28 protein-coding genes and 1 pseudogene are annotated in these 26,851 nt (G+C 63.1%); 11 read left to right on the forward strand and 18 right to left on the reverse strand.

What is annotated here, in order from left to right; translation table 11 throughout:
• The first annotated feature begins 3 nt into the window (after positions 1–3).
• The 6 genes from radA (at position 4) to NKH17_RS22420 (ending at position 5,625) form a co-directional block, all read left to right on the forward strand.
• A complete protein-coding gene (radA, locus tag NKH17_RS22395; RefSeq protein ID WP_254820239.1) occupies positions 4–1,422 on the forward strand; it encodes a DNA repair protein RadA in 1,419 nt (472 codons plus the stop codon).
• A 46-nt stretch (positions 1,423–1,468) separates the two neighbouring features.
• Positions 1,469–2,140, forward strand: a complete 672-nt coding sequence (locus tag NKH17_RS22400; protein ID WP_254820238.1) for a CvpA family protein — start codon at positions 1,469–1,471, stop codon at positions 2,138–2,140.
• 132 nt (positions 2,141–2,272) lie between these two features.
• The gene (gene purF / locus NKH17_RS22405) at positions 2,273–3,742 is read left to right on the forward strand and encodes an amidophosphoribosyltransferase (protein ID WP_352479226.1); all 1,470 of its coding nucleotides are present in this window, start codon (positions 2,273–2,275) and stop codon (positions 3,740–3,742) included.
• 74 nt (positions 3,743–3,816) lie between these two features.
• Positions 3,817–4,557 carry an SDR family NAD(P)-dependent oxidoreductase gene (locus tag NKH17_RS22410; protein ID WP_352479225.1) on the forward strand — a complete coding sequence of 247 codons (741 nt, stop codon included), beginning with the start codon at positions 3,817–3,819 and terminating at the stop codon, positions 4,555–4,557.
• 80 nt (positions 4,558–4,637) lie between these two features.
• Positions 4,638–5,267 carry a hypothetical protein gene (locus NKH17_RS22415; protein ID WP_352479224.1) on the forward strand — a complete coding sequence of 210 codons (630 nt, stop codon included), beginning with the start codon at positions 4,638–4,640 and terminating at the stop codon, positions 5,265–5,267.
• A 136-nt stretch (positions 5,268–5,403) separates the two neighbouring features.
• Positions 5,404–5,625 (forward strand): hypothetical protein, encoded by a 222-nt coding sequence (locus tag NKH17_RS22420; RefSeq protein ID WP_254820234.1) that lies wholly within the window; start codon positions 5,404–5,406, stop codon positions 5,623–5,625.
• A 34-nt stretch (positions 5,626–5,659) separates the two neighbouring features.
• Here NKH17_RS22420 and NKH17_RS22425 read toward each other — a convergent pair.
• Positions 5,660–6,037, reverse strand: a pseudogene (locus tag NKH17_RS22425) (OsmC family protein); the annotation flags it as partial.
• 328 nt (positions 6,038–6,365) lie between these two features.
• Here NKH17_RS22425 and NKH17_RS22430 point away from each other — a divergent pair.
• The gene (locus tag NKH17_RS22430) at positions 6,366–7,340 is read left to right on the forward strand and encodes a DMT family transporter (protein ID WP_352802427.1); all 975 of its coding nucleotides are present in this window, start codon (positions 6,366–6,368) and stop codon (positions 7,338–7,340) included.
• A gap of 129 nt (positions 7,341–7,469) precedes the next feature.
• Here NKH17_RS22430 and NKH17_RS22435 read toward each other — a convergent pair whose 3' ends face one another.
• A complete protein-coding gene (locus NKH17_RS22435; protein WP_352479220.1) occupies positions 7,470–8,324 on the reverse strand; it encodes a LysR substrate-binding domain-containing protein in 855 nt (284 codons plus the stop codon).
• Positions 8,325–8,437: 113 nt separating this feature from the next.
• Here NKH17_RS22435 and NKH17_RS22440 point away from each other — a divergent pair, with 113 nt between their 5' ends.
• Together NKH17_RS22440 and NKH17_RS22445 are read left to right on the forward strand one after the other, a co-directional pair.
• Positions 8,438–8,845 carry a tautomerase family protein gene (locus NKH17_RS22440; RefSeq protein WP_352479219.1) on the forward strand — a complete coding sequence of 136 codons (408 nt, stop codon included), beginning with the start codon at positions 8,438–8,440 and terminating at the stop codon, positions 8,843–8,845.
• Positions 8,846–8,984: 139 nt separating this feature from the next.
• A complete protein-coding gene (locus tag NKH17_RS22445) occupies positions 8,985–11,207 on the forward strand; it encodes an AMP-binding protein (protein WP_352479218.1) in 2,223 nt (740 codons plus the stop codon).
• 18 nt (positions 11,208–11,225) lie between these two features.
• Here NKH17_RS22445 and NKH17_RS22450 read toward each other — a convergent pair whose 3' ends face one another.
• The 4 genes from NKH17_RS22450 to NKH17_RS22465 form a co-directional block, all read right to left on the reverse strand.
• The gene (locus NKH17_RS22450) at positions 11,226–11,489 is read right to left on the reverse strand and encodes a hypothetical protein (protein ID WP_352479217.1); all 264 of its coding nucleotides are present in this window, start codon (positions 11,487–11,489) and stop codon (positions 11,226–11,228) included.
• A 191-nt stretch (positions 11,490–11,680) separates the two neighbouring features.
• Positions 11,681–12,496 (reverse strand): CDP-alcohol phosphatidyltransferase family protein, encoded by an 816-nt coding sequence (locus tag NKH17_RS22455; protein ID WP_023677728.1) that lies wholly within the window; start codon positions 12,494–12,496, stop codon positions 11,681–11,683.
• Positions 12,497–12,499: 3 nt separating this feature from the next.
• The gene (locus tag NKH17_RS22460; RefSeq protein ID WP_352479216.1) at positions 12,500–13,198 is read right to left on the reverse strand and encodes a phosphatidylserine decarboxylase; all 699 of its coding nucleotides are present in this window, start codon (positions 13,196–13,198) and stop codon (positions 12,500–12,502) included.
• 127 nt (positions 13,199–13,325) lie between these two features.
• Positions 13,326–14,672: a DMP19 family protein gene (locus NKH17_RS22465; RefSeq protein ID WP_352479215.1), complete on the reverse strand. Its 1,347-nt coding sequence runs from the start codon at positions 14,670–14,672 to the stop codon at positions 13,326–13,328.
• Between the two features lie 210 nt (positions 14,673–14,882).
• Between NKH17_RS22465 and NKH17_RS22470 the strand changes: the two genes are divergently transcribed.
• A complete protein-coding gene (locus NKH17_RS22470; protein WP_352479214.1) occupies positions 14,883–15,749 on the forward strand; it encodes an SMP-30/gluconolactonase/LRE family protein in 867 nt (288 codons plus the stop codon).
• Positions 15,750–15,754: 5 nt separating this feature from the next.
• Here NKH17_RS22470 and NKH17_RS22475 read toward each other — a convergent pair whose 3' ends face one another.
• The 4 genes from NKH17_RS22475 to NKH17_RS22490 all read right to left on the reverse strand — a co-directional run bounded on the left by NKH17_RS22475 (position 15,755) and on the right by NKH17_RS22490 (position 19,960).
• On the reverse strand, positions 15,755–16,102 hold the full coding sequence (locus NKH17_RS22475; protein ID WP_254820223.1) for an antibiotic biosynthesis monooxygenase: 348 nt from the start codon (positions 16,100–16,102) through the stop codon (positions 15,755–15,757).
• Between the two features lie 88 nt (positions 16,103–16,190).
• A complete protein-coding gene (locus NKH17_RS22480) occupies positions 16,191–18,077 on the reverse strand; it encodes an ABCB family ABC transporter ATP-binding protein/permease (protein ID WP_352479213.1) in 1,887 nt (628 codons plus the stop codon).
• A 20-nt stretch (positions 18,078–18,097) separates the two neighbouring features.
• Positions 18,098–18,451 carry an ArsR/SmtB family transcription factor gene (locus tag NKH17_RS22485; RefSeq protein WP_352479323.1) on the reverse strand — a complete coding sequence of 118 codons (354 nt, stop codon included), beginning with the start codon at positions 18,449–18,451 and terminating at the stop codon, positions 18,098–18,100.
• 81 nt (positions 18,452–18,532) lie between these two features.
• Entirely contained in the window at positions 18,533–19,960 is a 1,428-nt protein-coding gene (locus NKH17_RS22490; RefSeq protein WP_352802421.1) for a LysM peptidoglycan-binding domain-containing protein, read from the reverse strand.
• 113 nt (positions 19,961–20,073) lie between these two features.
• Between NKH17_RS22490 and NKH17_RS22495 the strand changes: the two genes are divergently transcribed.
• Positions 20,074–20,685 (forward strand): LOG family protein, encoded by a 612-nt coding sequence (locus NKH17_RS22495; RefSeq protein WP_254820219.1) that lies wholly within the window; start codon positions 20,074–20,076, stop codon positions 20,683–20,685.
• 132 nt (positions 20,686–20,817) lie between these two features.
• Here NKH17_RS22495 and rarD read toward each other — a convergent pair whose 3' ends face one another.
• From rarD to NKH17_RS22535, 8 genes are all read right to left on the reverse strand, one after another.
• Positions 20,818–21,750: an EamA family transporter RarD gene (gene rarD / locus NKH17_RS22500; protein WP_352802419.1), complete on the reverse strand. Its 933-nt coding sequence runs from the start codon at positions 21,748–21,750 to the stop codon at positions 20,818–20,820.
• A gap of 154 nt (positions 21,751–21,904) precedes the next feature.
• Entirely contained in the window at positions 21,905–22,444 is a 540-nt protein-coding gene (locus NKH17_RS22505; RefSeq protein ID WP_352802417.1) for a hypothetical protein, read from the reverse strand.
• 4 nt (positions 22,445–22,448) lie between these two features.
• On the reverse strand, positions 22,449–24,071 hold the full coding sequence (cimA, locus tag NKH17_RS22510) for a citramalate synthase (RefSeq protein WP_352896875.1): 1,623 nt from the start codon (positions 24,069–24,071) through the stop codon (positions 22,449–22,451).
• A complete protein-coding gene (gene pip, locus NKH17_RS22515; protein WP_352802413.1) occupies positions 24,068–25,024 on the reverse strand; it encodes a prolyl aminopeptidase in 957 nt (318 codons plus the stop codon). Before pip ends, cimA begins: the two co-directional genes overlap by 4 nt.
• A complete protein-coding gene (locus NKH17_RS22520) occupies positions 25,021–25,497 on the reverse strand; it encodes a GFA family protein (protein ID WP_352448982.1) in 477 nt (158 codons plus the stop codon). Before NKH17_RS22520 ends, pip begins: the two co-directional genes overlap by 4 nt.
• Positions 25,494–25,985, reverse strand: a complete 492-nt coding sequence (locus NKH17_RS22525) for a GFA family protein (RefSeq protein WP_352479207.1) — start codon at positions 25,983–25,985, stop codon at positions 25,494–25,496. The genes NKH17_RS22520 and NKH17_RS22525 overlap by 4 nt, the downstream gene beginning before the upstream one ends.
• 6 nt (positions 25,986–25,991) lie before the next feature.
• The gene (locus NKH17_RS22530) at positions 25,992–26,378 is read right to left on the reverse strand and encodes a VOC family protein (protein ID WP_352689572.1); all 387 of its coding nucleotides are present in this window, start codon (positions 26,376–26,378) and stop codon (positions 25,992–25,994) included.
• Positions 26,375–26,782 carry an endonuclease domain-containing protein gene (locus tag NKH17_RS22535; RefSeq protein ID WP_352479205.1) on the reverse strand — a complete coding sequence of 136 codons (408 nt, stop codon included), beginning with the start codon at positions 26,780–26,782 and terminating at the stop codon, positions 26,375–26,377. Before NKH17_RS22535 ends, NKH17_RS22530 begins: the two co-directional genes overlap by 4 nt.
• Between the last annotated feature and the right edge of the window lie 69 nt (positions 26,783–26,851).

Genomic DNA, 26,851 nt, shown 5'->3' on the forward strand with positions numbered 1-26,851 from the left:
CTGATGGCCAAGTCCCGCGTCCAGTTCATTTGCCAGAATTGTGGTTCGGTGCATCAGCGCTGGGCCGGCAAATGCGATGCCTGCGGCGAGTGGAATACGCTGGTCGAGGAAGGCACGTCCGGCGGCATAGGCTCGGGTCCGGCCAACACCCGCAATGCGCGCAAGGGCCGCGCCGTGGTGCTGACGACGCTGTCCGGCGACATCGAGGATGCGCCGCGCATTGTCTCCGGCATCGGCGAGCTCGACCGCGCCACAGGCGGCGGCTTCGTGCGCGGCTCGGCGCTACTGGTCGGCGGCGATCCCGGCATCGGCAAGTCGACGCTGCTCACCCAGGCCGCGGCCGCGCTGGCGGCAAAGGGCCACCGCATCGTCTACGTCTCGGGTGAAGAGGCGGTCGCCCAGATCAGGCTGCGCGCCCAGCGGCTCGGCGTCGCCGACACCCCGGTCGAGCTCGCCGCCGAGACCAATGTCGAGGACATCCTCGCCACCATCGCCGACGGCAAGCGGCCGGATCTGGTCATTCTCGATTCGATCCAGACGCTGTGGACCGACATGGCCGATTCGGCGCCCGGCACGGTGACCCAGGTGCGTGCCGCTGCCCAAGCGATGATCCGCTATGCAAAATCCACAGGGGCGGCGATCGTTCTGGTCGGCCATGTCACCAAGGAGGGCCAGATCGCCGGCCCACGCGTCGTCGAGCACATGGTCGACGCGGTGCTCTATTTCGAGGGCGAAGGCGGCCACCACTTCCGTATCCTGCGCACGGTCAAGAATCGATTCGGGCCAACCGACGAGATCGGCGTCTTCGAAATGTCGGACAAGGGCTTGCGGGAAGTCGCCAACCCGTCCGAGCTTTTCCTCGGCGAGCGCCATGCGAAGTCGCCGGGTGCCGCGGTTTTCGCCGGCATGGAGGGCACACGGCCGGTGCTGGTCGAGATCCAGGCGCTGGTGGCGCCGTCGACGCTGGGCACGCCGCGCCGCGCCGTCGTCGGCTGGGACGGTGCCCGGCTATCGATGATCCTGGCGGTTCTGGAAGCTCATTGCGGCGTCCGCTTCGGCACCCACGACGTCTATCTCAACGTTGCCGGCGGCTACCGCATTTCGGAGCCGGCGGCCGACCTGGCAGTGGCGGCGGCACTGGTTTCCTCGCTCACCGGTCTTGCCCTTCCCGCCGATTGCGTCTATTTCGGCGAAATCAGCCTTTCGGGTGCGGTGAGGCCGGTTGCGCACGCGCAGCAGCGCCTCAAGGAAGCCGAAAAGCTGGGTTTCGGAAGCGCGGTTCTGCCCTTGGGCAGCGAGGAACTTGTCGGTGGTAATGGGGTCGGGGGGATCGGAGCCGGCGCTTTCCAGCCCACCGAGCTTGCCGATCTCGTGGCGCGCATAGCCGGCTCACGGCGCAGCCGCGTCGACGAGCGAGAGTGATGCGGCTCGTCGAGCCGCGAAAAAGAGATCGGAGTGGGGCGAAAACATGCCGATTACGCTGCTTGACGGAATTCTCGTCGGCTTCACCCTGGTCTCGGCGATGCTCGCCATGGTTCGAGGCTTTTCGCGCGAGATCCTGTCGATCATCTCCTGGGCAGCCGCTGCAGCGGCCGCCTTCTTCTTCTACAAGCCGGTGCTGCCTTACATTCAGCCCTATATCGACAACGAAAAGGCCGCCATGGCAGCGGCCGCCGGTATCGTCTTCATTGTCGCGCTGATCGTCGTTTCGGTCATCACCATGAAGCTCGCCGACTGGATCATCGATTCCAGGATCGGCGCGCTCGATCGTACACTTGGCTTCCTCTATGGCGCGGCGCGCGGTATCCTGGTCGTCGCTGTTGCGCTGCTTTTCTTCAATTGGCTGGCCGGCGCCAAGGCCCCAGGCTGGATTGCCAACGCCAAGTCAAAGCCGCTGCTCGAATCGATCGGCGCCAAGCTCGAAAGCCTGCTGCCCGAGGATCCGGAAAACGCTATCCTCAACAAGCTCAATCCGAATCAGCCAGCCACCGAGACGCCTCTGGCCCCAGACGCGCCTGCAGCGGAAGCACCTGCCGCCGGCGACGACGCCACCGCTCCGGCACCCGATGACAGCGACGCGCCACCGGCCGACAATGCGCCCGCGACGCCGGCACCTGCAAACCCGGCGCCGGCAAACTGATTTCGACAGACTTGCCAATCTGCAGACTTGGCGAGGCATCAAGACTGACGATCATGCGAACGCCGCACGACGTGCGTTGCTTTCGATGCGCTATGACCTTATATGGCGACTTTAGCGGAGCTTGAGCCCTCAATGGCAGACGCAGACGACGTGCTTTCCGCCGAAGCCGACGACCATTTCCACGACGAATGCGGCGTGTTCGGCATTTTCGGCCGGCAGGACGCCGCAGCCATCGTAACGCTCGGCCTGCATGCGTTGCAGCATCGAGGCCAGGAAGCGGCCGGCATCGTTTCCTACGACGGCACCCAATTCCATGTAGAACGCCATGTCGGCCTGATCGGCGACACCTTCACCAAGCAGCGTGTCATCGACAGCCTGCAAGGCAACCGTGCCATCGGCCACACGCGCTATGCCACCACCGGCGGCTCCGGCCTGCGCAACATCCAGCCTTTCTTCGCCGAACTTGCCGATGGCGGCTTTGCCGTCGCCCACAACGGCAATCTCACCAACGCCATGACCGTGCAGCGCGCGCTACAGAAGCAAGGCGCCATCTTCTCTTCCACCTCCGATACCGAGACGCTCTTGCATCTGGTTGCCACCAGCAAGGAGCGCGACCTGAATTCGCGCTTTATCGATGCGGTGCGCCAGGTCGAAGGCGCCTTCTCGCTGGTGGCGATGACGTCCAAGAAGATGATCGGCTGCCGCGATCCGCTCGGCATCCGCCCGCTGGTACTCGGCGATCTCGACGGTGCCTGGATCCTCGCCTCGGAGACCTGTGCGCTCGATATCATCGGGGCGCGTTTCGTGCGTGACCTGAAGCCCGGCGAAATGGTCGTCGTCACCAGCAAGGGGATCGAAAGCCTGTTCCCGTTCGAGCCGCAGAAGACCCGCTTCTGCATTTTCGAATATGTCTATTTCGCGCGGCCGGATTCGTCTGTCGAAGGCCGCAATGTCTACGAAGTGCGCAAGCGCATCGGCGCCGAGCTGGCCCTGGAAAGCCCAGTCGAGGCGGACATCGTCGTGCCGGTACCGGATTCGGGCACGCCGGCGGCGATCGGCTTCTCGCAGGCCGCGGGCATTCCGTTCGAGCTCGGCATCATCCGCAACCACTATGTCGGTCGTACCTTCATTCAGCCCGGCGATTCGATCCGCCACATGGGCGTCAAGCTGAAGCACAACGCCAATCGCCGCATGATCGAAGGCAAGCGTGTGGTGTTGGTTGACGATTCCATTGTGCGCGGCACCACCAGCCAGAAGATCGTGCAGATGGTGCGCGATGCCGGCGCGAAGGAAGTGCATATGCGCATTGCCTCGCCGCCGACGCGCGCCTCCTGCTTTTACGGCGTCGACACGCCGGAGAAATCGAAGCTGCTGGCATCGCGCATGTCGGTGGAGGAGATGGCCGAGTTCATCCGCGTCGATTCGCTCGGCTTCCTCTCGATAGACGGGCTCTATCGCGCCGTCGGCGAAGCCGGCCGCGACAACGAGCAGCCGCAATTCTGCGACGCCTGCTTCACCGGTCAGTATCCGACCCGGCTTGCCGATTTCGAAGGCTCCGACAATGTGCGCACGCTGTCGCTGTTAGCGGCCGGCGGGTCGTAGGCCTTGCCGGTCCGTTTGTCTCCGTCCCCTTGGCCCCTTACGGCGGCTTCACCTTGCCTGTCGGAATCCATCGTATGAGCCTTGACCTCTCCGGCCGCGTTGCGGTCGTCACCGGCGCGTCGCGCGGTATCGGCTATTTCATCGCCAGGGAGCTTGCCGCGGCCGGTGCGCATGTGATTGCGGTTGCTCGCACCGTCGGCGGCTTGGAAGAACTCGACGACCAGATCAAGGCAGGTGGCGGACAGGCGACGCTGGCCCCGCTCGATCTTGCCGACATGGCGGGGATCGACCGGCTGGGCGGCGCCATCCACGAGCGCTGGGGCAAGCTCGATATACTGGTCGCCAACGCCGCTGTGCTCGGCGTCATCGCCCCGATCGGCCATGTCGAGGCCAAGACCTTCGAGAAGGTGATGACCATCAACGTCACCGCAACATGGCGGCTGATCCGCTCGGTCGACCCGCTGCTCAGGCTTTCCGATGCCGGCCGTGCTATCGTGCTTTCCTCCAGCCTTGCCCACTCCGCACGCGCCTTCTGGGCGCCTTATGCGGCGTCGAAGGCGGCGGTCGAGGCCATGACGCGTTCATGGGCGCATGAGACCGAAAACCTGCCGCTCAGGGTCAATGCCGCCGATCCCGGGGCAACGCGCACCGCGATGCGGGCGCAGGCCGTACCCGGCGAGGATCCTGAAACACTGCCGCACCCTTCGGAGATCGCCAAGCGTATCGTGCCGCTGGCCAGCCCTATGCTCAAGGAGACCGGGCTGATCTTCCAGGCCAAGCACAATCGCTTTGTCGCCTACCGGCAGCCGGAGTAGCCACACATCGCATTTTGCCGGAAGAATTGCGCCGGCACCAACGTTGTTCGGGTGCCACAATTCGAGGAACGGAGGACCATATGCGGAGACTGCTTCTCTTGACTGCCACCGCGCTGCTTGCAGTTATCGGCGCCACGTCGTCGCAGGAGGCAACGATGAGCTTTTTCGTCACCAGCGTCGGCTCCGGCAAAGGCGCCGATCTCGGCGGTGTGGCTGGCGCCGACGCCCATTGTAGTTCACTGGCCGAAGCCGCGGGCGTTACCGGCAAGACATGGCGCGCTTATCTCTCGACCAGCGATACCGATGCACGCGACCGTATCGGCAAAGGCCCGTGGTTCAACGCCAAGGGCGTCAAGATCGCCGATGATGTCGCTTCCTTGCATAGCGATGCCAACGCCATCACCAAAAAGACGGCACTCGACGAAAAGGGCCAAATGGTCAACGGCCGCGGCGACACGCCCAACCGGCACGACGTGTTGACCGGCTCCAAGCCGGATGGCACGAAAATAGCCGACCAGACCTGCGGCGACTGGACGCTGAGCGGAGCAGAAGGTGTGGCGATGATGGGTCATCACGATCGTACCGGCCTCGATGATTCGGCAGCCGCCAAATCGTGGAATTCCTCGCATGCGTCACGCGGTGGCTGCAGCCAGGAGGCGCTGAAGGGCACCGGCGGCGACGGCCTGTTCTATTGTTTTGCGGTGAACTGAACCACAGCCGGAAAACGACCGACATCACGCGGCTGTGATGCCGTGGCTTAACGCCGCGCTTTGGCCCAGCTTTCGCCGCTGGGCCGGAGTTGCTAGGATCGTGCGACTCCCAAACAAGCAGAGCGAGGAAATACTCATGGCGGCACCGAGCGTAGCGTTAGTCTGGTATCTGGTGATCGCCGGCCCGCAAGGCGGCATGGTCGTGCTGCCCAGCACATTCGACACCCGCGAACAGTGCGCCTTCGCCATAACCGAATACCAGAAGCAACCGACGCCGGCCGGCTGGTCGGTGCAGTGCGTGCCGAGCGCCTCGCCCTTCGCCGACGAGGGCGACGCCGAGGAGCCGTCGGCGCAGTAGGAGAACGTGATCTCCCCCCTTGAGGGACCCTTGTCAGCCGGATGGCGCGGAAGCCAACCGGCGCATCCCTCGCCACGCCAAGCGTGCCGCGAAAGTCGAGATCGCCTTCGGCTTCCACCGTGGCGGCCCCAAGCTTGAATTCCAGCGCCGTCGCCACTGCCTTCAGCGTGACACCGGCGCAAGCCACCAGCGCTTCCAGAAGCATGTCGCCGGAGCAGAGTTCGAGCCCGGTGCCGCCGGTCGCCGGATGCAGCCCTGCAATGGCAATCGCCCTGCCCGTCTCGACCTTGCAGGCGATCGATTGGTCGTCGATCGAGCCCTTGGCCTTGAGGGTAATCAGCGCGCGCGAGGCGTCGTCGCGATAGGCCTCCTTCAGCGGCGCCTGCATGGCCTTCAATGCGATCGCGTCCATTTCATTTCTCTCCCATAGTTGTCTGGCTTCGCCGCTTAACGGCGGTGTCGCCTGCCCCAAACGCAAGTCCCCGCTGGCGTAGCGCTTGGCAGGGTTTCGCCCGTATAGCCGGACGATACGGATGCCCGACATCCAACGCCTTCACACCCTCTCTCGCAACACATTCGTAAGGCCGCCGGACATATGGCCGATATCGCCACCCTGGAAACCCGCGAAAGGGTTCTTGCGGGCATCCTGTTCAACGGCGCTGCCGTCTGCTGTTTCGATGCACGACGCCTCGATCAAGCTGACACTATGGTGTCAGGACGGGGCAGCGTAAGCTGGTGAAATGACGGAATCGCTGGACATGTCAGGCACAGTGGAAAGCGCCCGCGAACGTACCCTCGGCATCATCCTGGTCTCGGCATCGGCGGCCGTCTTCGGCCTCACCGGCGTGCTGACCAAATCGATCCATGCCGACCCGCTGACCATCACCTGCTGGCGCGGCTTCGTCGGCTCGATCCTGATCAGCCTTTATGTGCTATGGCGTCGCCAGCGCTCCGGCGGTCGCGACAGCCTGCGGCTCGGCTGGCGCGGCTGGCTGCTGGCGATCGAGGGCGCGCTCGCCAGCATCGCCTTCATCTCGGCGTTCAAGTTCACCTTTGTCGCCAATGTCGCGATCATCTACGCCACCGCACCCTTCGTCACCGCGCTGCTTGCCTTCATGCTGGTCCGCGAGCCGTTCCGGCTGCAGACGCTTGCCGCCGCCGCCGTGTCACTGTGCGGTGTGGCGATCATGGTCTGGTCCGGCTTCGGCACCGGCCATCTGTTCGGCGACGGGTTGGCGCTGCTGATGACGATCGGCAGTGCCCTCTACATGATCATGGTGCGGGCCTTCCGCGACACGCCGGTGGTGTGGGCGGGTGCCGTGTCGGCGTTCCTCCTGTTCGTGCTCGGCTGGCTCATCGCCGAGCCGCTGGCCGTCTCGGCCTGGGATGCTGTGCTTCTAGCCACCTTCGGCGCCTCGTTCGCGCTGGCCTCGATCTTGTGGACGGAGGGCACCCGGCTTATTCCGGCGGCCGAGTCCGGATTGCTGGGCTCGGCCGAAGTGCCATTCGCGATCCTGTTTGCCTTCCTGTTCCTCGCGGAGATCCCGCCGGCAGCCAGCATGCTCGGCGGGGCCATCGTGCTTTGCGCGGTGTTCGCTCACGCCGGCCGAGACTGGCTCATGGCTAGGCAGCGCGCAGAGGATGCAGGACCGATCCTCGCCGCGTCCGAGGGCGAGTTGGCGGTCCGATCACGAGAAGTCCGTTCCTCAAAATAAATTTGAAAAGTCATGGAACCATCATAGGGCTCAGTCATTATGGCTGCGACGGGCCACCCCAAGTCCCCCCAAACCCCTCGGCCCGTCCTACTCAGAGCCGACCGCAAGGTCGGCTTTTTCTTTGCTGGCTCAGTTGGCCAAGGCTAGGTTGCCGCTGAACAACGCGGCCAGATCCTGCGCTGGCCGATCGGCATCCTCACGCAAGCGGATGGCGAATTCGGCGACCGGCACTGGCGGCAGATCAAGATCGCGCGGCGCCTCGACGATGCCGGAATGAGCGAAGCGCGCAGTCCTCAACGTCAAGGCGATGCCGGCGTGCACTGCCGTGCGCAGGCCGGCAAGGCTGGCACTGCCGGCAGCAATGCGGTAGCGACGGCCGGCCGCATCGAGTGCACTGGTCGCCGCTTCCCGAAACCCGCAATGAGGATCGAGCAGTGCCAAGGGCAGTTCGTCATGGCGGGTGGCCAGCCCATTCTGTGAGCAAAGCCAGATCATCGGTTCCTTGAGCACGCCGACTTCGTCGCGTGTCGCCACCTGCCGCATGGCAATGGCCAGATCAAGGGTGCCGGCCTGCAAAGCCTGCGCCAGTTCAGCGGAACGGCCGACGCGCAATTCGATCCTGACGCGCGGATGGCTGACAGCGAAAGCCCTGAGAAGCTGCGGCAAGCCGCTGTCGGCGAAGTCCTGCGTGGTGCCGATGGCGACGCGCCCGTCGGCACGCGCCCCTTTGAGGGCCAGCCACGCCTCGCGGTGCGCGGCAAGGATGCGACGCGCGTGGCCGACCAGATCCTCGCCTGCCGGCGTCAGACCGCGCCCTCGCCCCTGCGGCACCAGCAGCGCTTCGCCGACAACATCCTCCAGCCGCTGCATCTGCGCGGTCACTGCGGACGGGGAGCGGCCGACGATCGACGCGGCCCGCGCCAGGGAACCGCCATCGACGAAAGCGAGGAAAGTCTTGAGGAGGTCGGGATCGAACATCTGCATAATTCGACACTATCAAAGTGTTTATCAAAAACAATTCGATTTTTTTGATTTAGTAATGATGGCACGATTTTATCGACGGCGAGAAACGCCGCTTGAAGCCGAGGAGAAGAAACATGCCGATCATCAATGTCAGCGTCACCGGCAAACCCGATGCCGGTTTGTCAGCCGCCATTGCCAAGGAGGTGACCGAACTGACGGCCATGCATCTGCGCAAAGATGCAACGATTACAGCTGTTGCCATTTCCTATCACGACCCCGAGCACTGGTTCGCCGGCGGCAAGTCGCTGGCCGAGCATGGCGCCAACACGGCTTGGCTCGACATCAAGGTTGTCGACGGCACCAACACCAAGCTCGAGCTGGAGGCGTATCTGCAGGCAATTTTTGCCGCATTCGGCCGGCTTCTGGGCAAGGTGCATGAGGAAAGCTACGCCCTCGTGCATGAAGTGCCTGCGGCCGCCTATGGCTTTGGCGGCAAGACGCAGGAATTCCGCTTCATCAGCGGAAGGATGAAAGCGGCGTAGCTGCGATAGGCAGCCGAATCCAGTGATGACAGGAGAAAAGGAAAATGGAGCCGCATTGACGTTGATCCAACTTCGGCTAGGTTCTCACCCGAAGCGGCCACTGAAGAGCCGTGACGTGAGATTGTTGGGAGATGCGGCGATGATCCTGACACTGGCGCTGCTTGCGGGTCTTGTCGCGGCCTGGCTGCTGATCGGCGTGGTGGAGACGTTCCGCCTCGGCCTGCGTTTGAGCCAGGCGCTGCTCTACGTGCCGTTCAAGCTCGCCTACCGGATCAGCGACGAGCGCATCAAGATTGCCCGCAAGTCGGCGGCCCCGGTCATCTACGTCGTTTGGCATCAGTCACGCATCGAGCCGGCGCTGATGCTGTCGCTGCTGCCGGAGGACACGCTGCACATCCTCGACCAGGCTTCGGCCAGGTCGCCGTGGCTGGAGCCGTGGCGTGAGCTCGGCCGCACCATCGCCTTCAACGCCGAGCATGTCTTCGTCAGCCGCAGATTGGTGCGGGTGCTGAAGGGCAAGGGCCGGCTCGCCGTTTACCTGCCGGATGCGGTCGAGCCCGACGTCAAGTCGTTTCGGTTGTTTCGCGCCATCACCCGTATCGCCATGCAGGCCGACGCGCGCATCGTGCCGATCTTCGTTGCCGGCGCACGCAGCCTGCCGGCTTCACTGACGCCGGCGGACAAGGCGCCCCGCCACTGGTTTCCGCAGCTGTCGATCAGCGTGCTGGAGCCGATGACCATTGCCGAGCTGGTGGCGCGGAATCCCGATCAGGCCTCCAACACAAATGCGTTGTTCGATCGCTTCGCTGAGGCCAGGCTTTTCGGCAACGATCTCGATCGCGGCCTGTTTCTTGCCATGCGCGATGCCGCCGACCGGGTTGGCGCTTCGCATCCAATTGTCGAGGACGTCATTGGTGGCGCGCTGAGCTACCGGAAAATGTTCATCGGCGCCAGGGTTTTGGGCCACCGCTTCGAGGCAATAACAGCGCCGGGCGAAGCGGTTGGGCTGCTCCTGCCCAACGCCAATGGGGTCGTGCTGTCGTTCGTCGGACTTTTGTCGGCTGCGCGGGTGGCAGCAATGATCAACTATACCGCCGGCCCGGCCAGCGTCACCGCCGCCGTCCGCACGGCGATGATCCGCACCGTGGTCTCCTCACGCGCCTTTGTCGAAAAGGCCAACCTCGCCGACATCGTCGAGGCGGTGGAAAAAGGCGGGGCGAAACTGTTGTGGCTGGAGGATGTTCGCGCAAGCGTGACCGTGCTGGACAAGGCCGCAGCCGCCTTGCTGTGGCGCTGGCCGCTGCAGCGCCAGGATGCGGCCAAGCCGGCGGTGATCCTGTTCACCTCCGGCTCGGAAGGCACGCCCAAGGCCGTGGTGCTGTCGCACCGGAACCTTCTTGCCAATGCGATGCAGGCGGAAGCCCGCATCACCATCTCGCCTGCCGACATCCTGCTCAACGTGCTGCCGGTGTTCCACTCGTTCGGGTTAACCGGCGGCACCATCCTGCCGCTGGTCACCGGAGTAAAGCTGTTCCTCTACCCGTCACCGCTCCACTACAAACTTATTCCGGAGGTGGCGCGCAAGGTCCGGCCAACGGTGATGTTCGGCACCGACACGTTCCTCGCCAACTATGCCCGCACCGCCAAGGACGACGATTTTTCCAGCCTGCGCTTCGTCGTGGCCGGTGCCGAGGCGGTGAAGCCGGAGACGCGCCGGGTTTACCGCGAGCGCTTCCAGGCCGAGATCATCGAAGGTTTTGGCTTGACCGAGGCCGCACCGGTGGTTGCCGTCAACACTGCCATCCACGGCCGCGACGGAACGGTCGGGCGGCTGCTGCCGGCCATGCGCATGAAACTCGAACCGGTCGAAGGCATTAGCGACGCCGGCCGGCTGTGGCTCGACGGGCCGAACCTGATGATGGGCTACATGACCGCCGATAGGCCGGGCGAGCTGCAGCCGCTCGAAGGCTGGCACGACACCGGCGATATCGTTTCGGTCGATCGCGAAGGCTTCATCACCATTCGCGGCCGCGCCAAGCGCTTCGCCAAGATAGCCGGCGAGATGGTATCACTTGGTGCGGTCGAGATGCTGGTGCAGTCGCTGTGGCCAGAAGAGCATCACGCCGTGGTGGCAGTGCCGGACAAGCGGCGCGGCGAGCGCCTCGTTCTGGTCACCACCGCCGCCAATGCGGATCCCGACGAATTGCGCGAATTCGGCAAAAAAGCCGGGGCGGCCGAACTGATGGTGCCGAACGACATCGTCAAGGTCGAAGAGATCCCGGTGCTGGGCTCCGGCAAGACCGACTATGTCTCGACTAGAAAGCTGGCGCTCGAGAGGCTGGGACTGAGCGCAGCCGCCTGAGGTTTGCTGTCGAAAACTCTAGAGGACCACCACCGACAACAGCAGAATGACGCCGACGGCCATCATCAGCAGGCCCGGCCAGTTCTGCGACAGGCCGAGAAAACGGAGCCCGCGTCGTCGCGGCTCCAGAGTCGGACCTGGTGTTGCGAGATTGGGGGTCGGACTATCCGGCGCGGTGGAGACAGCGGCCGGCTCACTAAGCCGCCCGCGCATGATGGCCGCAACCGCCATATAGACGAGGCCGGCGACAGTCAGTAACGCGCCGATGAGGATGACAGCCATTTCTCCTCGTTTCCGATGGTTTTGCGCCCAATGCGGCAGCTTGCGCGACGTTGACGACGTATCACGACCAGCCGCTCAAACGGACCTACCAACACAAACGGTCTGGCCGCCCAGCAAGTTCCGAAAACGGGTTTTTGAGGTGCGTTCCACAGCGCCGCGTGCTCTGCGAGCCGCTCCCAAGTCAAAATCCGTCAGCCAATGTCCGACGACGGCACCTTCTCGCCTTCGCGCTTGGCGCGTCTCGAATAGGCGCGCACGCTGAACGGCAAGAAGACCAGGTAGCCGGCAACCGAGGCCGTCAGCGTATACCAGGGATAGGTCATCAAAAGCAGGACGTAGAGAACGACTGCGAGAATGATCGGCAGCACCCTGTCGCCCGGTATCCTGACGCTCTTGCCGGAATAGACGGGCAGTCTGCTGACCAGCAGGAACGCCACCAAGATTGTAAAGCCGGTGGCAATGAAGGCCGCCAGGCGGCTGGGTTCAAGCCCAAGCCTGAGGAAGAACAGATAGAGCGGCAGCATCACCAACACCGCACCCGCCGGCGCCGGCACGCCGACGAAATATTCGGTCTGCCACTGCGGACGGTCGAGCTCTTCGTCGAGCACGTTGAAACGGGCAAGCCTCATCCCACAGGCGATGGTGAACAGCAGTGCGGCGATCCAGCCCGGCGAACCTGCCCTGTCGAGTAGAAAGGCATAGAGCACCAGCGCCGGTGCCACGCCGAAATTGACGATATCGGCCAGCGAATCCATCTGGGCGCCGAATTTGGAAGTCGCCTTCAGCATTCGCGCCAGACGGCCGTCGATACCATCGAGGAAGGCGGCGAGCAGCACCATCACCACCGCTGGCTCGAAGCGGCCCTCGAAGCCGAAGCGAATACCGGACAGGCCAGCGCAGATGGCAAGCACCGTGACAAGATTGGGCAGCACCATGCGCATCGGGATTTCGCGAATGCGCGGCCCTCCGCCGCCATGCGCCTCGAATTTCTTGAACGGCGGCGCCACCGGTCAGGACACCCGCACGAGCGGCGTTGCAGCAACGCCGCCGAATTCCGCCAGCACCGTCTCACCGCCAACCGCGGTCTGGCCGACGGCGACACGCGGCGTCGCGGTCGAGGGCAGGAATACATCGACGCGCGAGCCAAAGCGGATCAGCCCGAAGCGCTCGCCGGTGCCGATGGCGCCGCCAGGCTCGGCCCAGCAGACGATGCGCCGCGCCACCAGGCCGGCAATCTGCACCGCGGCGACCGTTCCATTGGGGCTTTCGATGACCAGCCCGTTGCGCTCGTTCTCGGTGCTTGCCTTGTCGAGTTCGGCGTTGAGGAATTTTCCTGGCCGATGCTCGATCCTGGAAATGCGGCCACGCACCGGAGAGCGGTTAACGTGGCAGGAAAAGACGTTCATGAATACCGAGATGCGGGTCATTTCGCCGCCGCCGAGGTTAAGCTCGCGCGGCGGCACGGCCGGGCCAACCGCCGAGACGATGCCGTCGGCCGGGCTGACAACCAGCCGGTCGTCGATCGGCGTGACACGCTCGGGATCGCGGAAGAAATAGGCGCACCAGGCCGTCAGGATGAGACCGATCCAGAACAGGGTCGAGGAGAAATAGCCAAGAAAGAGCGTCGCCGCGCCGAACGCAGCGATAAAGGGATAACCCTCGCGATGGATCGGAACGAACGCATTCTTGATCGTGTCGACGAGGCTCATGGGATCAGGACAACCTTGGTTCCAAGTCCGGCCTCAATAGCGGAAACACCCCGCGGTCGCAACGCGACAATGGGAGCGCTCGGGGGTGGCGGTCGCCGCCGTCTCAGAACGGCCAAGCGGAATCCACTCAGGCACCCGCTGCTGCCGCTTGGTCGAAATACTCCTCGAGCTCGCGCCGATCGGCCTCCGCCAGGCTCTCTTCGTGGCTGCCGCGCAGCGCGCCGCCTTTCGGGGTCGACTGGAGGAAGAATACATGCCCGTCGGCCATAACCACCCAGTTCACAACTGCGCCGCCTTCCCTAGGCACCACCGAGTTCGCCGAGACGACAGCATCGGTCGGATCGAACCCGGCCCTGCGTAGCAAGAGGTCGACAGCGACCGGCGCATGATAGGCTGCGGCCAATTCGAGCACCGTTTCTATTGCCTGCGCTTCAACACGGGCAAGTCTCTTGCCGACGCGCGGGGCGCCGGCAGCGAATGGATTCTCGCCCGGACGCGCGACGGACGGATCCTTCGGGGCGATATATTCATAGACGGCCGCATGCGTGGGCGTGGCGACGGCTAGACGCGGCTCCTTGGCATTGGTGCGCAGCTGAAAAGCCAACAGTTTTTCGCCCTCGACGTCCAGCACCCTTGCCATGCCGAGCGCCAGCTTGACCTCCGGCCTAGGCGCCTCGGCGCATGCAAGGCCGACGCCGACATCACGCCAGCCCGTCATTTGATTGACCAGCTTGCCAACAGAACGATGGAGTAGCCTCGGCTCGCGCCGGGGATTGGCCATGGCCAGTTGATGGATGGCTTCTCGGTAGTCGGCATCCTCAACGATTGCGAGTTCAGGCCACGAGTTTATCCAGCGCGCCGATAGAGCGAGCATCGATGCGGCCTGATCGGCTTGGTAGAATAGACGGTCGAGAGTACTGAGCTTATCGTCAGTACCTCCTTCGAAGCCTGTCTGTTCCTCAGTCTCCTCGGGGTGCTCCGCGACCCAGGCAGCCATTTGGTCCAAAGTCGCCAGTTGTCCGTGCGCGCCCATCTCAGCGAGGGCAGTGCGTGCGTCGGCAATGACGGTGTCGAGTTCTTCGCCAGAATTATAGATGAACTGGCTATGGCCGCCATTGTTGACCTCAGCCAAATAGTCATCGGCATGACAGGCCTGCATTGCCTTGGGGCTGATTTCCGTGGAACGGTAAAGGCCTTGCGCGACCATGGCTTCGACGAATTCTCTGACGGCTACAATGAGACCGAAAGGATTGTCGGCCGCGTCTTCCACGACTGAGCGCGGCACGATCACCGAAGATGATGGCTTGCCTGGGGATGACTGTTTGGACCGAGTCGGTGAAATGGTCGCTGATCGCTGAAATTTCTTCTTAGCCCAGCCGGAAAATCTTTCAAACACGCCAAACGCCCTCCCTGCTTGCCACAACAGGATTCTGCGGGCCAACGTGATTCTTGCATTTGACTTTCCCGTCCGCAAGCACCGGCCGGTTATACTTCATTGAAGAAGAATGAGTGAAGGCGCACGGCGCATCGCGCGGTTCCGTGCGGCTACTCAGGTCAAATATAAACGACGCCGTCGCCATCCTCATTGTCGGAACGCAGCACTCTCGCCCGTCCTTGGCAAGACAGCGCCTCTCATCGGCCTTTTCGGCCATGACGATTTGCGCAACCCGGAGGTTCTCGGCCCATGCAGAAATCAGCAGCTAGGCAAGTGCAAGTGGTGATGAACGGCTTGGCTTTCGGCGAGTCACCGCGCTGGCACGATGGCCGGCTGTGGTTCTGCAACTGGGGTACGGGCCAGATCATCGCCGTTGACGTCCTAGGCAACAGCGAGATCGTGCTCACCGTGCCGGCCACCCTGCCCTATTCCATTGACTGGCTGCCGGACGGGCGCCTGCTTGTCGTGTCCGGCCGCGAAGGGCTGATCCTCAGGCAGGAGGCAGACGGGACATTGGTCACCCATGCCGATCTGAGACAACTATCAAAGAGCCCGTGGAACGAGATCGTCGTCGATAGGCGCGGCAACATCTATGTCAATGGTGGTGGGCCTGCTCCGGGTCCCGGCCAGCATTTCGGCCCCGGTGCCATCGTGCTGGTAGCGCCTGACGGCTCGGTTCGGCAGGTGGCTGAGAACCTCGCCTTCGCCAATGGCATGGCGGTGACGCCTGACAACAAGACGCTGATCGTTGCCGAGTCCCACGCCAACCGGCTGACCGCCTTCGACATCGCTGCCGATGGCGGCCTTTCCAACCGCAGGATCTGGGCCAATCTCGGCAACGGTTTTCCCGACGGCATCTGCCTCGATGCCGAAGGTGCGGCCTGGTATGCCGATGTTCCGAACCGGCATTGCGTGCGGGTGCGCGAGGGCGGCGCGATGCTCGAAAGCGTCGATGTCGACCGCGGCTGCTTTGCCTGCATGCTCGGCGGCAGCGAGGGAAAAACGCTGTTCATCGTTGCCGCCGAATGGCGCGGCTTCGAACATATGATCAGCGATGCCCGTACCGGCCAAGTGCTCAGCGTCGACGCTACTGCGCCGGGCGCCGGCTGGCCGTAAAGAGCTTACATCCCGGGAATCCGCTGATAGTTGGCAATATCGGCCTTGACGCCAAGTCGCGCAATGGTCTCCTGAGGATTGAAGCCGCTGCGCTCATGCGCAGCCTTGATGATCGGCACCACCTTGTCGACAGCGGCCTGCCCTTCCCATTCGACAATGGTCACGAGGTTGAACTCGCCCGGCCCCGAGAATTGCTCAAGCAGGAAATCCTGGACGAACCCTTGCTGCTGGCGCAGCAATTCATGCGTCATTCGGACCTTGGCAAGAATCTCCTCGCGGGCGTTGGCCGGAACGACAAACTTGTCCACCCGGAATACGCTGCCGCCGCTAACTGCCTGATTTATCCCATTCATGTCGATTGTCTCCGTTTTTGAACGACGCATCTTGCTGCGATCCAAAACGGCCTACGATCTCAACTTAAGTTGAGGTCAAGCACGATTTTCAGCTCACCTCCGAGGTGCGGCGGCGAACGACGACGCCGAACTCGTCACTTTCGCGGGCAATGCGCAGCCGCTCCTCGGCCTCGCTTGCCTCGCGCTGGCGGTCCCACATCGATGCATAAAGGCCGCGCTTGGCCATCAAGGCGGCATGGGTGCCGCGCTCGGCGATCTGGCCGTCCTGCAGGACGATGATTTCGTCGGCCGAAATCACTGTAGACAGCCGATGGGCGATGACGAGGGTGGTGCGGCCCTGGCTGACCAGGTCGAGTGCCGCCTGGATCTCCTGCTCGGTGTGGCTGTCCAGCGCCGAGGTCGCCTCGTCGAGCATCAGGATCGGCGGAGCCTTCAAGATGGTGCGGGCAATCGCCACCCGCTGCTTCTCGCCGCCGGAGAGTTTCAGCCCGCGCTCGCCCACCATTGAGCGATAGCCGTCGGGCAGCCGCTCGATGAACGGTCCGATCTGGGCCAGTTCTGCTGCCTTGCGCACATCCTCCTCGCTGGCACCGATGCGGCCGTAGCGGATGTTGTAGGCGATGGTGTCGTTGAACAGCACCGTGTCCTGCGGCACCATGCCGATGGCGGCGCGTAAGCTCTCCTGCGTCACGTCGCGAATGTCCTGGCCGTCGATCAGAACCTTGCCGCGCTGGATGTCGTAGAAACGAAACAAAAGCCGCGAAATGGTCGACTTTCCGGCTCCGGAGGGACCGACAATGGCCACCGTCTTGCCTGCTGGCACCTCGAAGCTGATACCCTTCAGGATTTTGCGGTTGGGGTCGTAGGAAAAATGCACGTCACGGAACTCGACATTGCCGGCGCTGACGACCAGTGGCTTGGCGCCCGGTCGATCGACGATCTCGCGCTTGACGTCGAGCAGATCGAACATGTTTTCGATGTCGGTCAGGCCCTGGCGGATTTCGCGGTAGATCATGCCGATGAAATTCAGCGGCACCGAAAGCTGCATGAGCATGGCGTTGACGAAGACGAAATCGCCGACGCTCTGTGTGCCTGCCTTCACCTCGAGTGCCGACAGCACCATGACGACGGTCATGCCGATGCCGAAGATCACGCCTTGGCCGAAGTTCAGCCAACCAAGCGAAGTCCAGGTCCTGGTCGCAGCCACCTCATAGCGCGCCGTGGAACGGTCGAAGCGCTCGGCCTCCATGGCTTCGTTGTTGAAATATTTGACTGTTTCGTAGTTGAGCAGCGAATCGATCGCCTTCGTGCTGGCTTCATTGTCGCTGTCGTTCATCTCGCGGCGGATCGAAATACGCCAATCGCTCGCCCTGACGGTGAACCAGACATAGAGCCAGACCGTGACCGCGATCACCAAGACGTATAGCCAGCCATAGGTGACGGCAAAGATGCCGGCGGTGAGCGCGAATTCCACGATCGTCGGCGCAGTCGCCAGCATGGTGAACCGGACGATCGTCTCGATGCCTTTAGTGCCGCGCTCGATGACGCGCGACAGTCCGCCGGTGCGCCGTTCGAGGTGGAAGCGCAGCGATAATTCGTGCATGTGCACGAAGGTACGGAAGGCGAGCCGGCGCACGGCATGCTGGCCGACCCGTGCAAACAGGGCGTCGCGCAACTGGTTGAAGCCGAGCTGCACCAGCCGCACGGTATTGTAGGCGACGACCAGCATGACCGGCGCCAGCAGGAAGGCCGGCAGCGGCGGCGGCGATTTGCTATCGCCGGCCAGTGCGTCGGTCGCCCATTTGAAGAAATAGGGTCCGGCCACCAGGGTCAGCTTGGCAACGACCAGCAGCACGGTGGCCCACACCACCCGGGCCCTCAGGTCGGCGCGGTCGGCCGGCCACATGTAGGGCCAGAGATTGCGCAACGTTCTGAAGGTCGAGCCGGAATCGGCGGAAACGGTTTTCTCGGCCATTCTTGTTTACCTTTTATATCTTAGCGGCCGGAGCAGCAGGAATCGACCAGCGCGGCCAGCGATGCCGAAACATCGGCGAGCGCGGCGCGGTCGAGCTCATAGCGCGAGCGCTGGCGGTCAGGCTCGAAGCGGATCAGCCCGGCCTCGACCAGGATCTTCAAATGCTGGGAAACGGTGGACTGCGCCAGATCGAGATGCTCGACGACCTCGCGACAGCAGCACGAACGGCTGGCGGAAAGGTGTTTGAGAATTTCGATCCGCGCCGGATGCGAAAGGGCCGCGAGCCGGACAGCGACAGCGCGGCTATCCGGCGTGCATTTGGCCGGCGTGCAGTTGGCCGGCGCGCGTTCATCTGCCGCCTGGCGTCGGTCCATTACGGGGGGAGATTCGATCATCGTGCATCGGCGATAAACGATGACTGGCCCTGTCGCAAGCTATCCTGATGGGCAGAACGGCTACTCGGTCTTGACTGGCGCCGTCGTCATCTGGTCGCCCATTGCCTTGAGATCGGCGGGCTCGCCTTCCTTCGATTTCTCCGGCACCTTGAACACCTGCCCCGGCCAGATTCGGTTCGGATTGCTGATCTGGTCCTGGTTGGCGAGATAGATGGTCGAGTAGCGCATGCCTTGGCCATAGACTCGCCGCGAAATCCGCCACAGCGTGTCATGGCGGCGGATAATGACTGCGCCATCGGCATGTTCGAGCTTAGGAGCGACGGTCTCGGGAGTTTCGCCCGAAGGCGTTGTCGCGGCCATTTCGGCCGGGGCCTCGGTGGCGGGAGTGGGGGTTGCGGGCGTTTCGGCGGCTGTTGCCGGTGTAGCCGGCGCGGCTTTGGTCGCCGGAGCATTCGGCTCGGCTGGTTTTATCTCGGCAGGCTTAGGCTCGGCGGGTGCGACGGCGGCAACCGCCTCGCCTGGCTCGCGCTCGAACGGCACGGCGGCACGGGCCACCACCCTCACGCCGTCGGCGTCGAGCGCGTCGACATGGATGGTGTAGGTGCCGACCGGGATGTCACGTGTCGCTTCGACCAGGAAGTGGCGGTCGGGCGAGGTCTTCGCGTCGCCGAGCAGGATATCGTTGGCATAGGCGCGCACCTTGCGGCCGGGATCAGTGACGCCGGCAATGAAAATCTTGTTGCCGTCGATTTCGACGGCTTCGACGACGATCTTGGGCTCCGCCGCGGGAGCAGCAGGCGCTGCCGGTGTGGCGGGCGCCACCGGAGCCGGTGCGGCTTCAATGGCGGCCGGCGCGGCGGCGGCCGGCAGTTCGGCGCCAGTGGCAGGCAGCGCGGCATCAGATTTTGCCTCAGGGGCTGGAACAGTGAGCAGTTCGGACGGCTTGCCCGGCTCCTCGACCATTGCCAGCACTTGGCCGGTGGAATTCTGGGGGATCGAAACGACGGCGGTCTGCGCCGAGGCGGTCACGACATTGCCAGCCGTCGAGCGCAGCGTGATCGTGTAGTCGCCGGGCTTCAGCGGATCGTCGAGAATAATGGCAAAGGCGCCGTCGGGACCGGCGACCGTCGAGCCGAGCACAGTCGAACCGTTGAGAATCTCGACCTTGGCGTTGGGCGCCGCATTGCCGGCGACGACGATCGAGCCGTTGCTTTCGACGCGCACGATGTCGAAGGTCGGCACGATTGCACCTGCTGCGGTCGGCGCAGCGGGCGCTGCCGCATCGGTGGACGCCGCGGGCGCAGGCGGCAGCCGCCCCTCGGTCGCCGGAGCGACCGGTTTCGAAGCCGGCGGCGTCAGCGCCGCGACCTCCGCAGGCCGGGTAGAATTGAGATACGGGTCGAGCGCGCCCGATAGATAGGCGGTTCCCGCCGCGGCGACAGAGCCGCCAGCCGCGAACAAAAACGCCTTCAACGGATTAATTGCCATGTTTCCCTGCCCCTTAGCCACCTAATTCGGTCTAGCCTGTTTTACCAAATCCGACAAGAAAAAGCCCGCCCCAGGGCTTGACCATGCCAATAGTCCCTATCACCAATCATAACATGAACACGATTCGATCTGTCTGCGTCTATTGCGGCTCGTCCCCGGGCCGAGATGAAACTTATATCAAGGCCGGACATTTGCTTGGCCGCTCGATCGCCAAGTCCGGCCTGCGTCTGATTTATGGCGGTGGCACTAAAGGGATCATGGGTGCCGTCGCTGAAGGGGCATTAAAGGCCGGCGGCAAGGTAACCGGCATAATTCCACGTTTTCTGATCAACCGGGAGGCGACCGAAACCGCGCTTAACCGGCTCGACGAGCTCGTCATCACCGACAATATGCATGAGCGCAAACATAGGATGTTCGAGAAATCCGACGCCTTTGTGGCGTTGCCCGGCGGCATCGGCACGGTCGAGGAGATCGTCGAGATCATGACTTGGGCGCAACTCGGCCACCACCGCAAGCCGATCGTCTTCGGTAACGTCGGAGGGTTCTGGGATCCGATGCTAGCGCTGCTCGACCACATGGCAACGGAAGGCTTCATCCACACGGCGCAACGGGTAAAGCCGCTGGTGGTCGAGGATCCGGAAGCAATCGTCGCCGCCATCATGGTGGCGGGATCATCCGTCGACGCTCCGACGGAGGGCGTACAGTCGGTGATTGATAAGATGTAGAGTGAATAGTGAATAGTGAAACACAAGACGTTCCAGACCGCGCCTGTCTATCCACTACTGACTATTCACTATTCACCCCTTTCCCTGCTGCCTTCCTTAAATCCGCAATAACCGGCCAGCCGCCTTTCTTCGTTACGCGGCTCGAGCGGATGCGGCGACGGTCTTGCGCACCGACGAAAACATCGACCAGGAGTACATCGCCAGCGCCGCCCAGATCAGCCCGAAGGCTATGGCCTGAACGCTGCCGAAGGGTTCGCCGAAAATCAGCACCGCGATCAAAAAGACGATGGTCGGCGCGATATATTGCATGATGCCGATGGTGGAGAGGCGCAGCAGCCTGGCGCCGAACGCAAACAACAGCAGCGGCACGGCGGTGACCGGCCCGCAGCCGATCAGCAAGGCGGTGTCGTTCAACGAGCTGGAGACGAAATGATCCTGTCCTGTGGCGATCAGGAAGATGATGTAGCCGAGCGCCGGCACCGACAGCAGCAGCACTTCAAGCAGGAAGCCCTGGCTCGGGCCGATTGGCAGCGTCTTGCGGAAGAAGGCATAGGCGGCAAAGGAAAAGGCCAGCACCAGCGACACCCAAGGCAGCTTGCCGGCGTCGATGGTCAGCACCGCGACGGCGATTGCCGCGAGCACCACCGCCACGACCTGCAGGCGGTCGAGCCGTTCGCCGAGCAGCAGCGCGCCGACAACGACGCTGACCAGCGGGTTGATGTAGTAGCCAAGCGCGGTCTCGATGGTGCGGTCGACCGCGATCGCCCAGACATAGCTGCCCCAGTTGACCGAGATCAGCGCCGCCGTCAGCACCGCCATCGAAATGATGCGCGACGAACGAACTGCCGCTTTGAAATCGGCAGTGCGACCGGCCCAGACCAGGACAGCTGCCGCGATCGGCACCGACCAGACGATGCGGTGGGCGATGACTTCGGCCAGCGGCAGATGTGCGACAGCCTTCATGTAGAAGGGCAGCAGCCCCCAAAGCAGGTAGGCGCCGAGCGCCAGCAGGAAGCCGCGACGGGCTTTGGTGTCGGCCTCGATGTGAAGTGCTTGGGTAGTCATGGGCGAAGGCTATGCGCCAGCGGCTTGCCCAAAACCATCGCAAATTGCTGATGGATCAATGGAGTCTCGCTGATGGTTCAACCCGACCACCAAACATTGAACAATCGCGCCGTGTACGAGAGGGTAAAAGGCCCGACCAACACGACATGCGGTCTCAACGCTGAGCTGGTTTCTCGTTAAGTTCGAAAAAGACGCTGTCGGGCGAACCCTCATCGTGCCTGAAGCCCGTCAGCTCTGCCGCAAGATCGAGGGGAAGGTCAAAAACAAAATCGACCTCGGAACCCTTGGTATCTTCTTCATCCTGTTTGGAAAAACACTGCTGCTTCAGCGCTTCGAAAGAAGCGGGGAGATCACCCGTGACATGCAAGTCCCTCACAGTCTTGTCACCGCTGTGCCAGACTTTCCAAATGTTCCTTCCGTTGCGCCAGAGCTCGACGCGGGCGAACATGACATGCTCTTCTATGTGCGCGATAACCACTTCCCGCCCTTGCGAGATCGCCGCCAGATATTGTTGAGGTGGGTTTGGGAAGCTGCAGGGATCGAGAATGATAATCGCCCAGTTCTTTTCGCTGGCATAGGCATTCACTGGCGCTTCGAAAATCTCCGATGAATCGCCAATTTCGCGCCCGAACAAGGCCGCAGCTTCCTTTATTTCATAACCACGAAAACCAAGCCAGCTTATCGAGAAGCCCATCTCCCTACTCCGCCGCCACCAGTCCCGCCATCTCCCGGTTCTTCATCAGCTTGTAGACGATCGAATCCATCAGCGCCTGGAACGAAGCATCGATGATGTTTTCGGAGACGCCGACCGTCCACCAGCGCGCGCCGGTGCCGTCATGCGATTCGATCAGCACGCGGGTGATCGCCTCGGTGCCGCCATTGAGGATACGCACCTTGAAGTCGGCCAGCTCGAGATCGGCGATCTCGCTCTGGAATTTGCCGAGATCCTTGCGCAGTGCAATGTCGAGCGCGTTGACCGGGCCATGGCCTTCGGCGACCGACATCTTCTCCTCGCCCTCGACCAGCACTTTCACAATCGCCTCCGAGACCGTCTTCAGCTGGCCGTTGGCGTCGAAGCGGCGCTCGACCATACAGCGGAACGAGGTGACGCGGAAGAATTCCGGCAGGCCATGCAGCATCTTGCGCGCCAGAAGCTCGAAACTGGCGTCGGCGCCTTCGTAAGCGTAACCCTCCGCCTCACGTTCCTTGACCACGGCGATCAGAGCGTCGAGGCGATGGTCATCCCGGGGCACGTCGATGCCGCGCCGCTTCAGCTCGGCGAGGAAATTGGCCTTCCCACCTTGGTCGGAAACCATGACGCGGCGGCGGTTGCCGACAGTCTCTGGCGGCACATGCTCGTAGGTCGCCGGCTCCTTGGCCAGCGCCGAAGCATGGATGCCGGCCTTGGTGGCGAAAGCGGAGGCGCCGACATAGGGCGCCTGCGCTTCGGGCGCGCGGTTCAGCAACTCGTCGAAGGCGCGGGACAGACGCGATATACCGGTCAACGCCTCTGCCGAAATGCCTGTAGCAAAGCGGCCCGAAAAGGCCGGCTTCAGCGCCAATGTCGGCACGATCGAGATCAGATTGGCGTTGCCGCAGCGCTCGCCGATGCCATTCAGCGTGCCCTGGATCTGGCGCACGCCGGCCTCCACTGCGGCAAGCGAATTCGCCACCGCCTGGCCGGTGTCGTCATGGGCGTGGATGCCGAGATGGTCACCCGGTATGCCGGCGGCGATCACCTTTTCGACGATGGCACGCACCTCAGAGGGCTGGGTGCCGCCATTGGTGTCGCACAAAACCACCCAGCGCGCGCCGGCTTCATAAGCCGTTCTGGCGCAGGCCAGCGCATAATCGGGGTTGGCCTTGAAGCCATCGAAGAAATGCTCGCAGTCGACCATCGCCTCCTTGCCGGCAGTGAGCGCCGCCTCGACCGAGGTCCTGATCGCCTCGAGGTTCTCCTCATTGGTGCAGCCGAGCGCGACGCGGACGTGGTAGTCCCAGCTCTTGGCGACGAAGCAGATGGCGTCCGATTTCGACTGGACCAGCGCCGCAAGCCCAGGATCGTTCGAGATCGACACTCCTGCCCGTTTGGTCATGCCAAAGGCAACGAATTTGGCATCGGCCGTGCGACGCTCGGCAAAGAAGGCGGTGTCGGTTGGATTGGCGCCGGGGTAGCCGCCCTCGACGTAGTCGATGCCGAACTCGTCCAGCAGCTTGGCGATGGCGATCTTGTCCTCGACGGAAAAGTCGATACCCGGTGTCTGCTGACCATCGCGCAGCGTGGTGTCGAACAGATAAAGGCGCTCGCGAGCCATGGTCATTTCCCGGCAAACATGTCCGTTGCGCGGATCAGCCTGTCGAGGATGCCCGGCTCCGAATAGCCGTGGCCGGCGCCTTCGATCAGATGGAAGTCCGCTTTCGGCCACGCCTTGTGCAACGCCCAGGCATAGCGCGCCGGGCACGGCATGTCGTAGCGGCCGTGAACGATGGTACCCGGGATATCCTTAAGCTTCCATGCATCGCGCAGCAGCTGTCCCTCTTCCAGCCAGCCGGCATGGACGAAATAGTGGTTCTCGATGCGGGCGAAAGCCAGGGCATAATCATCCTGGCCGAAGGGACCGCTGGTTTCCGGTTCCGGCAGCAGCGTGATCGTCTCGCCCTCCCACAGGCTCCAGGCGCGGGCGGCCTCGACCCGCGCCACAGGATCGTTGCCGACCAGCCGTTTGCGGTAGGCGGCCATCATGTCGGCGCGCTCAGCCTCCGGAATGGGTGCCAAAAACCGCTCCCACTTGTCGGGGAACATCTCCGACACGCCGAACTGGTAGTACCATTCGAGTTCGGCGCGGGTCAGCGTGTAGATGCCGCGCACGACCAGTTCGCTGACCTGCTCGGGGTGGGTCTCGGCATAGGCCAGCGCCAACGTCGAACCCCACGAGCCGCCGAACACCAGCCATTTGTCGAAGCCGCACATTTTTCGCAGGCGCTCGATGTCGGCGACCAGGTGCCAGGTGGTGTTGGCTTCGAGCGACGCATTGGGCGTCGATTTTCCGCAGCCGCGCTGGTCGAACAGAACGAGGTCGTAGAGCTTCGGGTCGAACAGCCGCCGGTGCTTTGGCGAAATGGTGCCGCCCGGCCCGCCATGCAGGAATACAGCCGGCTTGGCCCCCTTGGTGCCGGAGCGCTCCCAATAGACCTGATGGCCATCGCCAACGTCGAGCATGCCGGACTCGAAGGCCTGGATCTCGGGATAGAGGGTACGGAATTCGCTGCTCATAATTTCAGGCCCTGCTGCGGCCAGTTGGCCGTCTCGTGATCGGGATGCTGGAAGGAGATGATGGATTCCTGTCGCGCGTAGAAATCCGGGTCGTCATGGATCGGCGCGTCGAAGATCGTCTCGACCCAAGGCAGCCTGGCGGCGTAGTTGACCTGGATCTGCGGCGCCAGATCGGAACGGTCGTCGAAGGCGCCGATGGCGATCTCCAGCGCGCCGGGCTGGCGGTAGGTCAGCGGTGTGCCGCAGCGGGCGCAGAAGCCGCGATCGATGTTGACCGACGACTGAAAGTAACTCGGCTCCTCGCGCACCCATTCGACGCCGTCGCTCGGCACTGTCACCAGCGCGCCGAAAAACGACCCGAACTGTTTCTGGCACATGCGGCAATGACAAATGGACGGGCGGCCGAGCGCCCCGTGGATGCGGAAGCGCACGGCGCCGCACTGGCAGCCGCCGGTACGAACGGTTTCGGTCATGATTTTTCCTCCGGCGGCCATTGTTCGGTGTCGTGGTCGGGATGTTGGTAGGAGACGAGGTCGGCGAGATAGGAGGCAGACGAGACGTCGGCCATCGTTTCCTCACCGGGTAATTCGTGAACATGATCCACATAGGGGAGCTTGGCTTCGACACCCCATTGGATCGTCGGCGCAATCTCCTCGGGGTGGTCGAATGCGGCGATGGCGAGCGCCACGCCATCGGGCGCTTCGAAGGTCAGCGGCGTGCCGCATTCGGCGCAGAAACCGCGCAAAGCCGCGTTGGACGAGCGGAAGCGTTTGGGCTCACCGCGCGTCCAGTCCAGCCTAGCGCCGCGCACCGAGACCAGCGGCAGGTAGAAATTGCCGCTCGCCTTCTGGCACATGCGGCAATGGCAGACGGAAGCATCGCCGAGCGTGCCTTCGACACGGAAGCGCACCGCGCCGCACTGGCAGCCGCCTGTATACACCGGTCTATTGTCGAGGCTCATCGCGCACTACTCCGGAGCATGGCAGACCGCCTCGACATTGTTGCCGTCGGGATCGAGGACGAAGGCGCCATAATAGTTCGGATGGTAGTGCGTGCGCAGGCCAGGCCCGCCATTGTCTTTGCCGCCGGCGGCGATTGCCGCGGCGTGAAAGGCATCGACCTCGGCGCGGCTGCGCGCGGTGAAAGCGACATGCTGATGATGCTTCGACTTGTCCTTGCCCGCGTGCAGCCAAAACACCGGCCGGTCGCGGCCGTAGCCGCCGACCTTGGCGCCGCCGGTATATTCCTGCGGCACCATGTAAAGCAGCGAGGCGCCGAGCGGCGCCATCGCCCTGTCGTAAAAAGCCTTCGACGCATCGAAATCCGAAACAGTGATGCCGAGATGATCGATCATGGAACTACCTCCGTTGCTGGCTCGCCTGCCAACACGTCGGCGCCAGTCAGGCCGGCCACGATCACGATGTGCTGGCAGACATTGTCAATATCGCGAACGACGTCGTCGTTCCAAAAGCGCAGGATGGTCCAGCCGCTGGCATTCAAGTACGCGCTTCGTGCCTCGTCACGCTGGACGCTTTCGGGATCCGCGTGCTGGCTGCCGTCAACCTCAATGATCAAGCTGTGTGTCGAGCAAGCAAAGTCGATGATGTAAGGTCCGATCGGCACCTGCCGGCGAAAGCTCATCCCCATCAGCCGATGGGCGCGCAATTCGTTCCAAAGCTTCAACTCGGCATCGGTCATGCAACGGCGCATAGATTTTGCATTCTTTCGCTGACGCGATGGAACGAGGTCGTGACCCATCAAGCACCCTCGCCTTCGCGATTGGCGAAATCATCGACGACAGCCAATCTCCCCCCTTGCGGGGGAGAT

The sequence above is a fragment of the Mesorhizobium sp. M1334 genome (genome assembly GCF_040317995.1).
Taxonomy (GTDB): Bacteria; Pseudomonadota; Alphaproteobacteria; order Rhizobiales; family Rhizobiaceae; genus Mesorhizobium.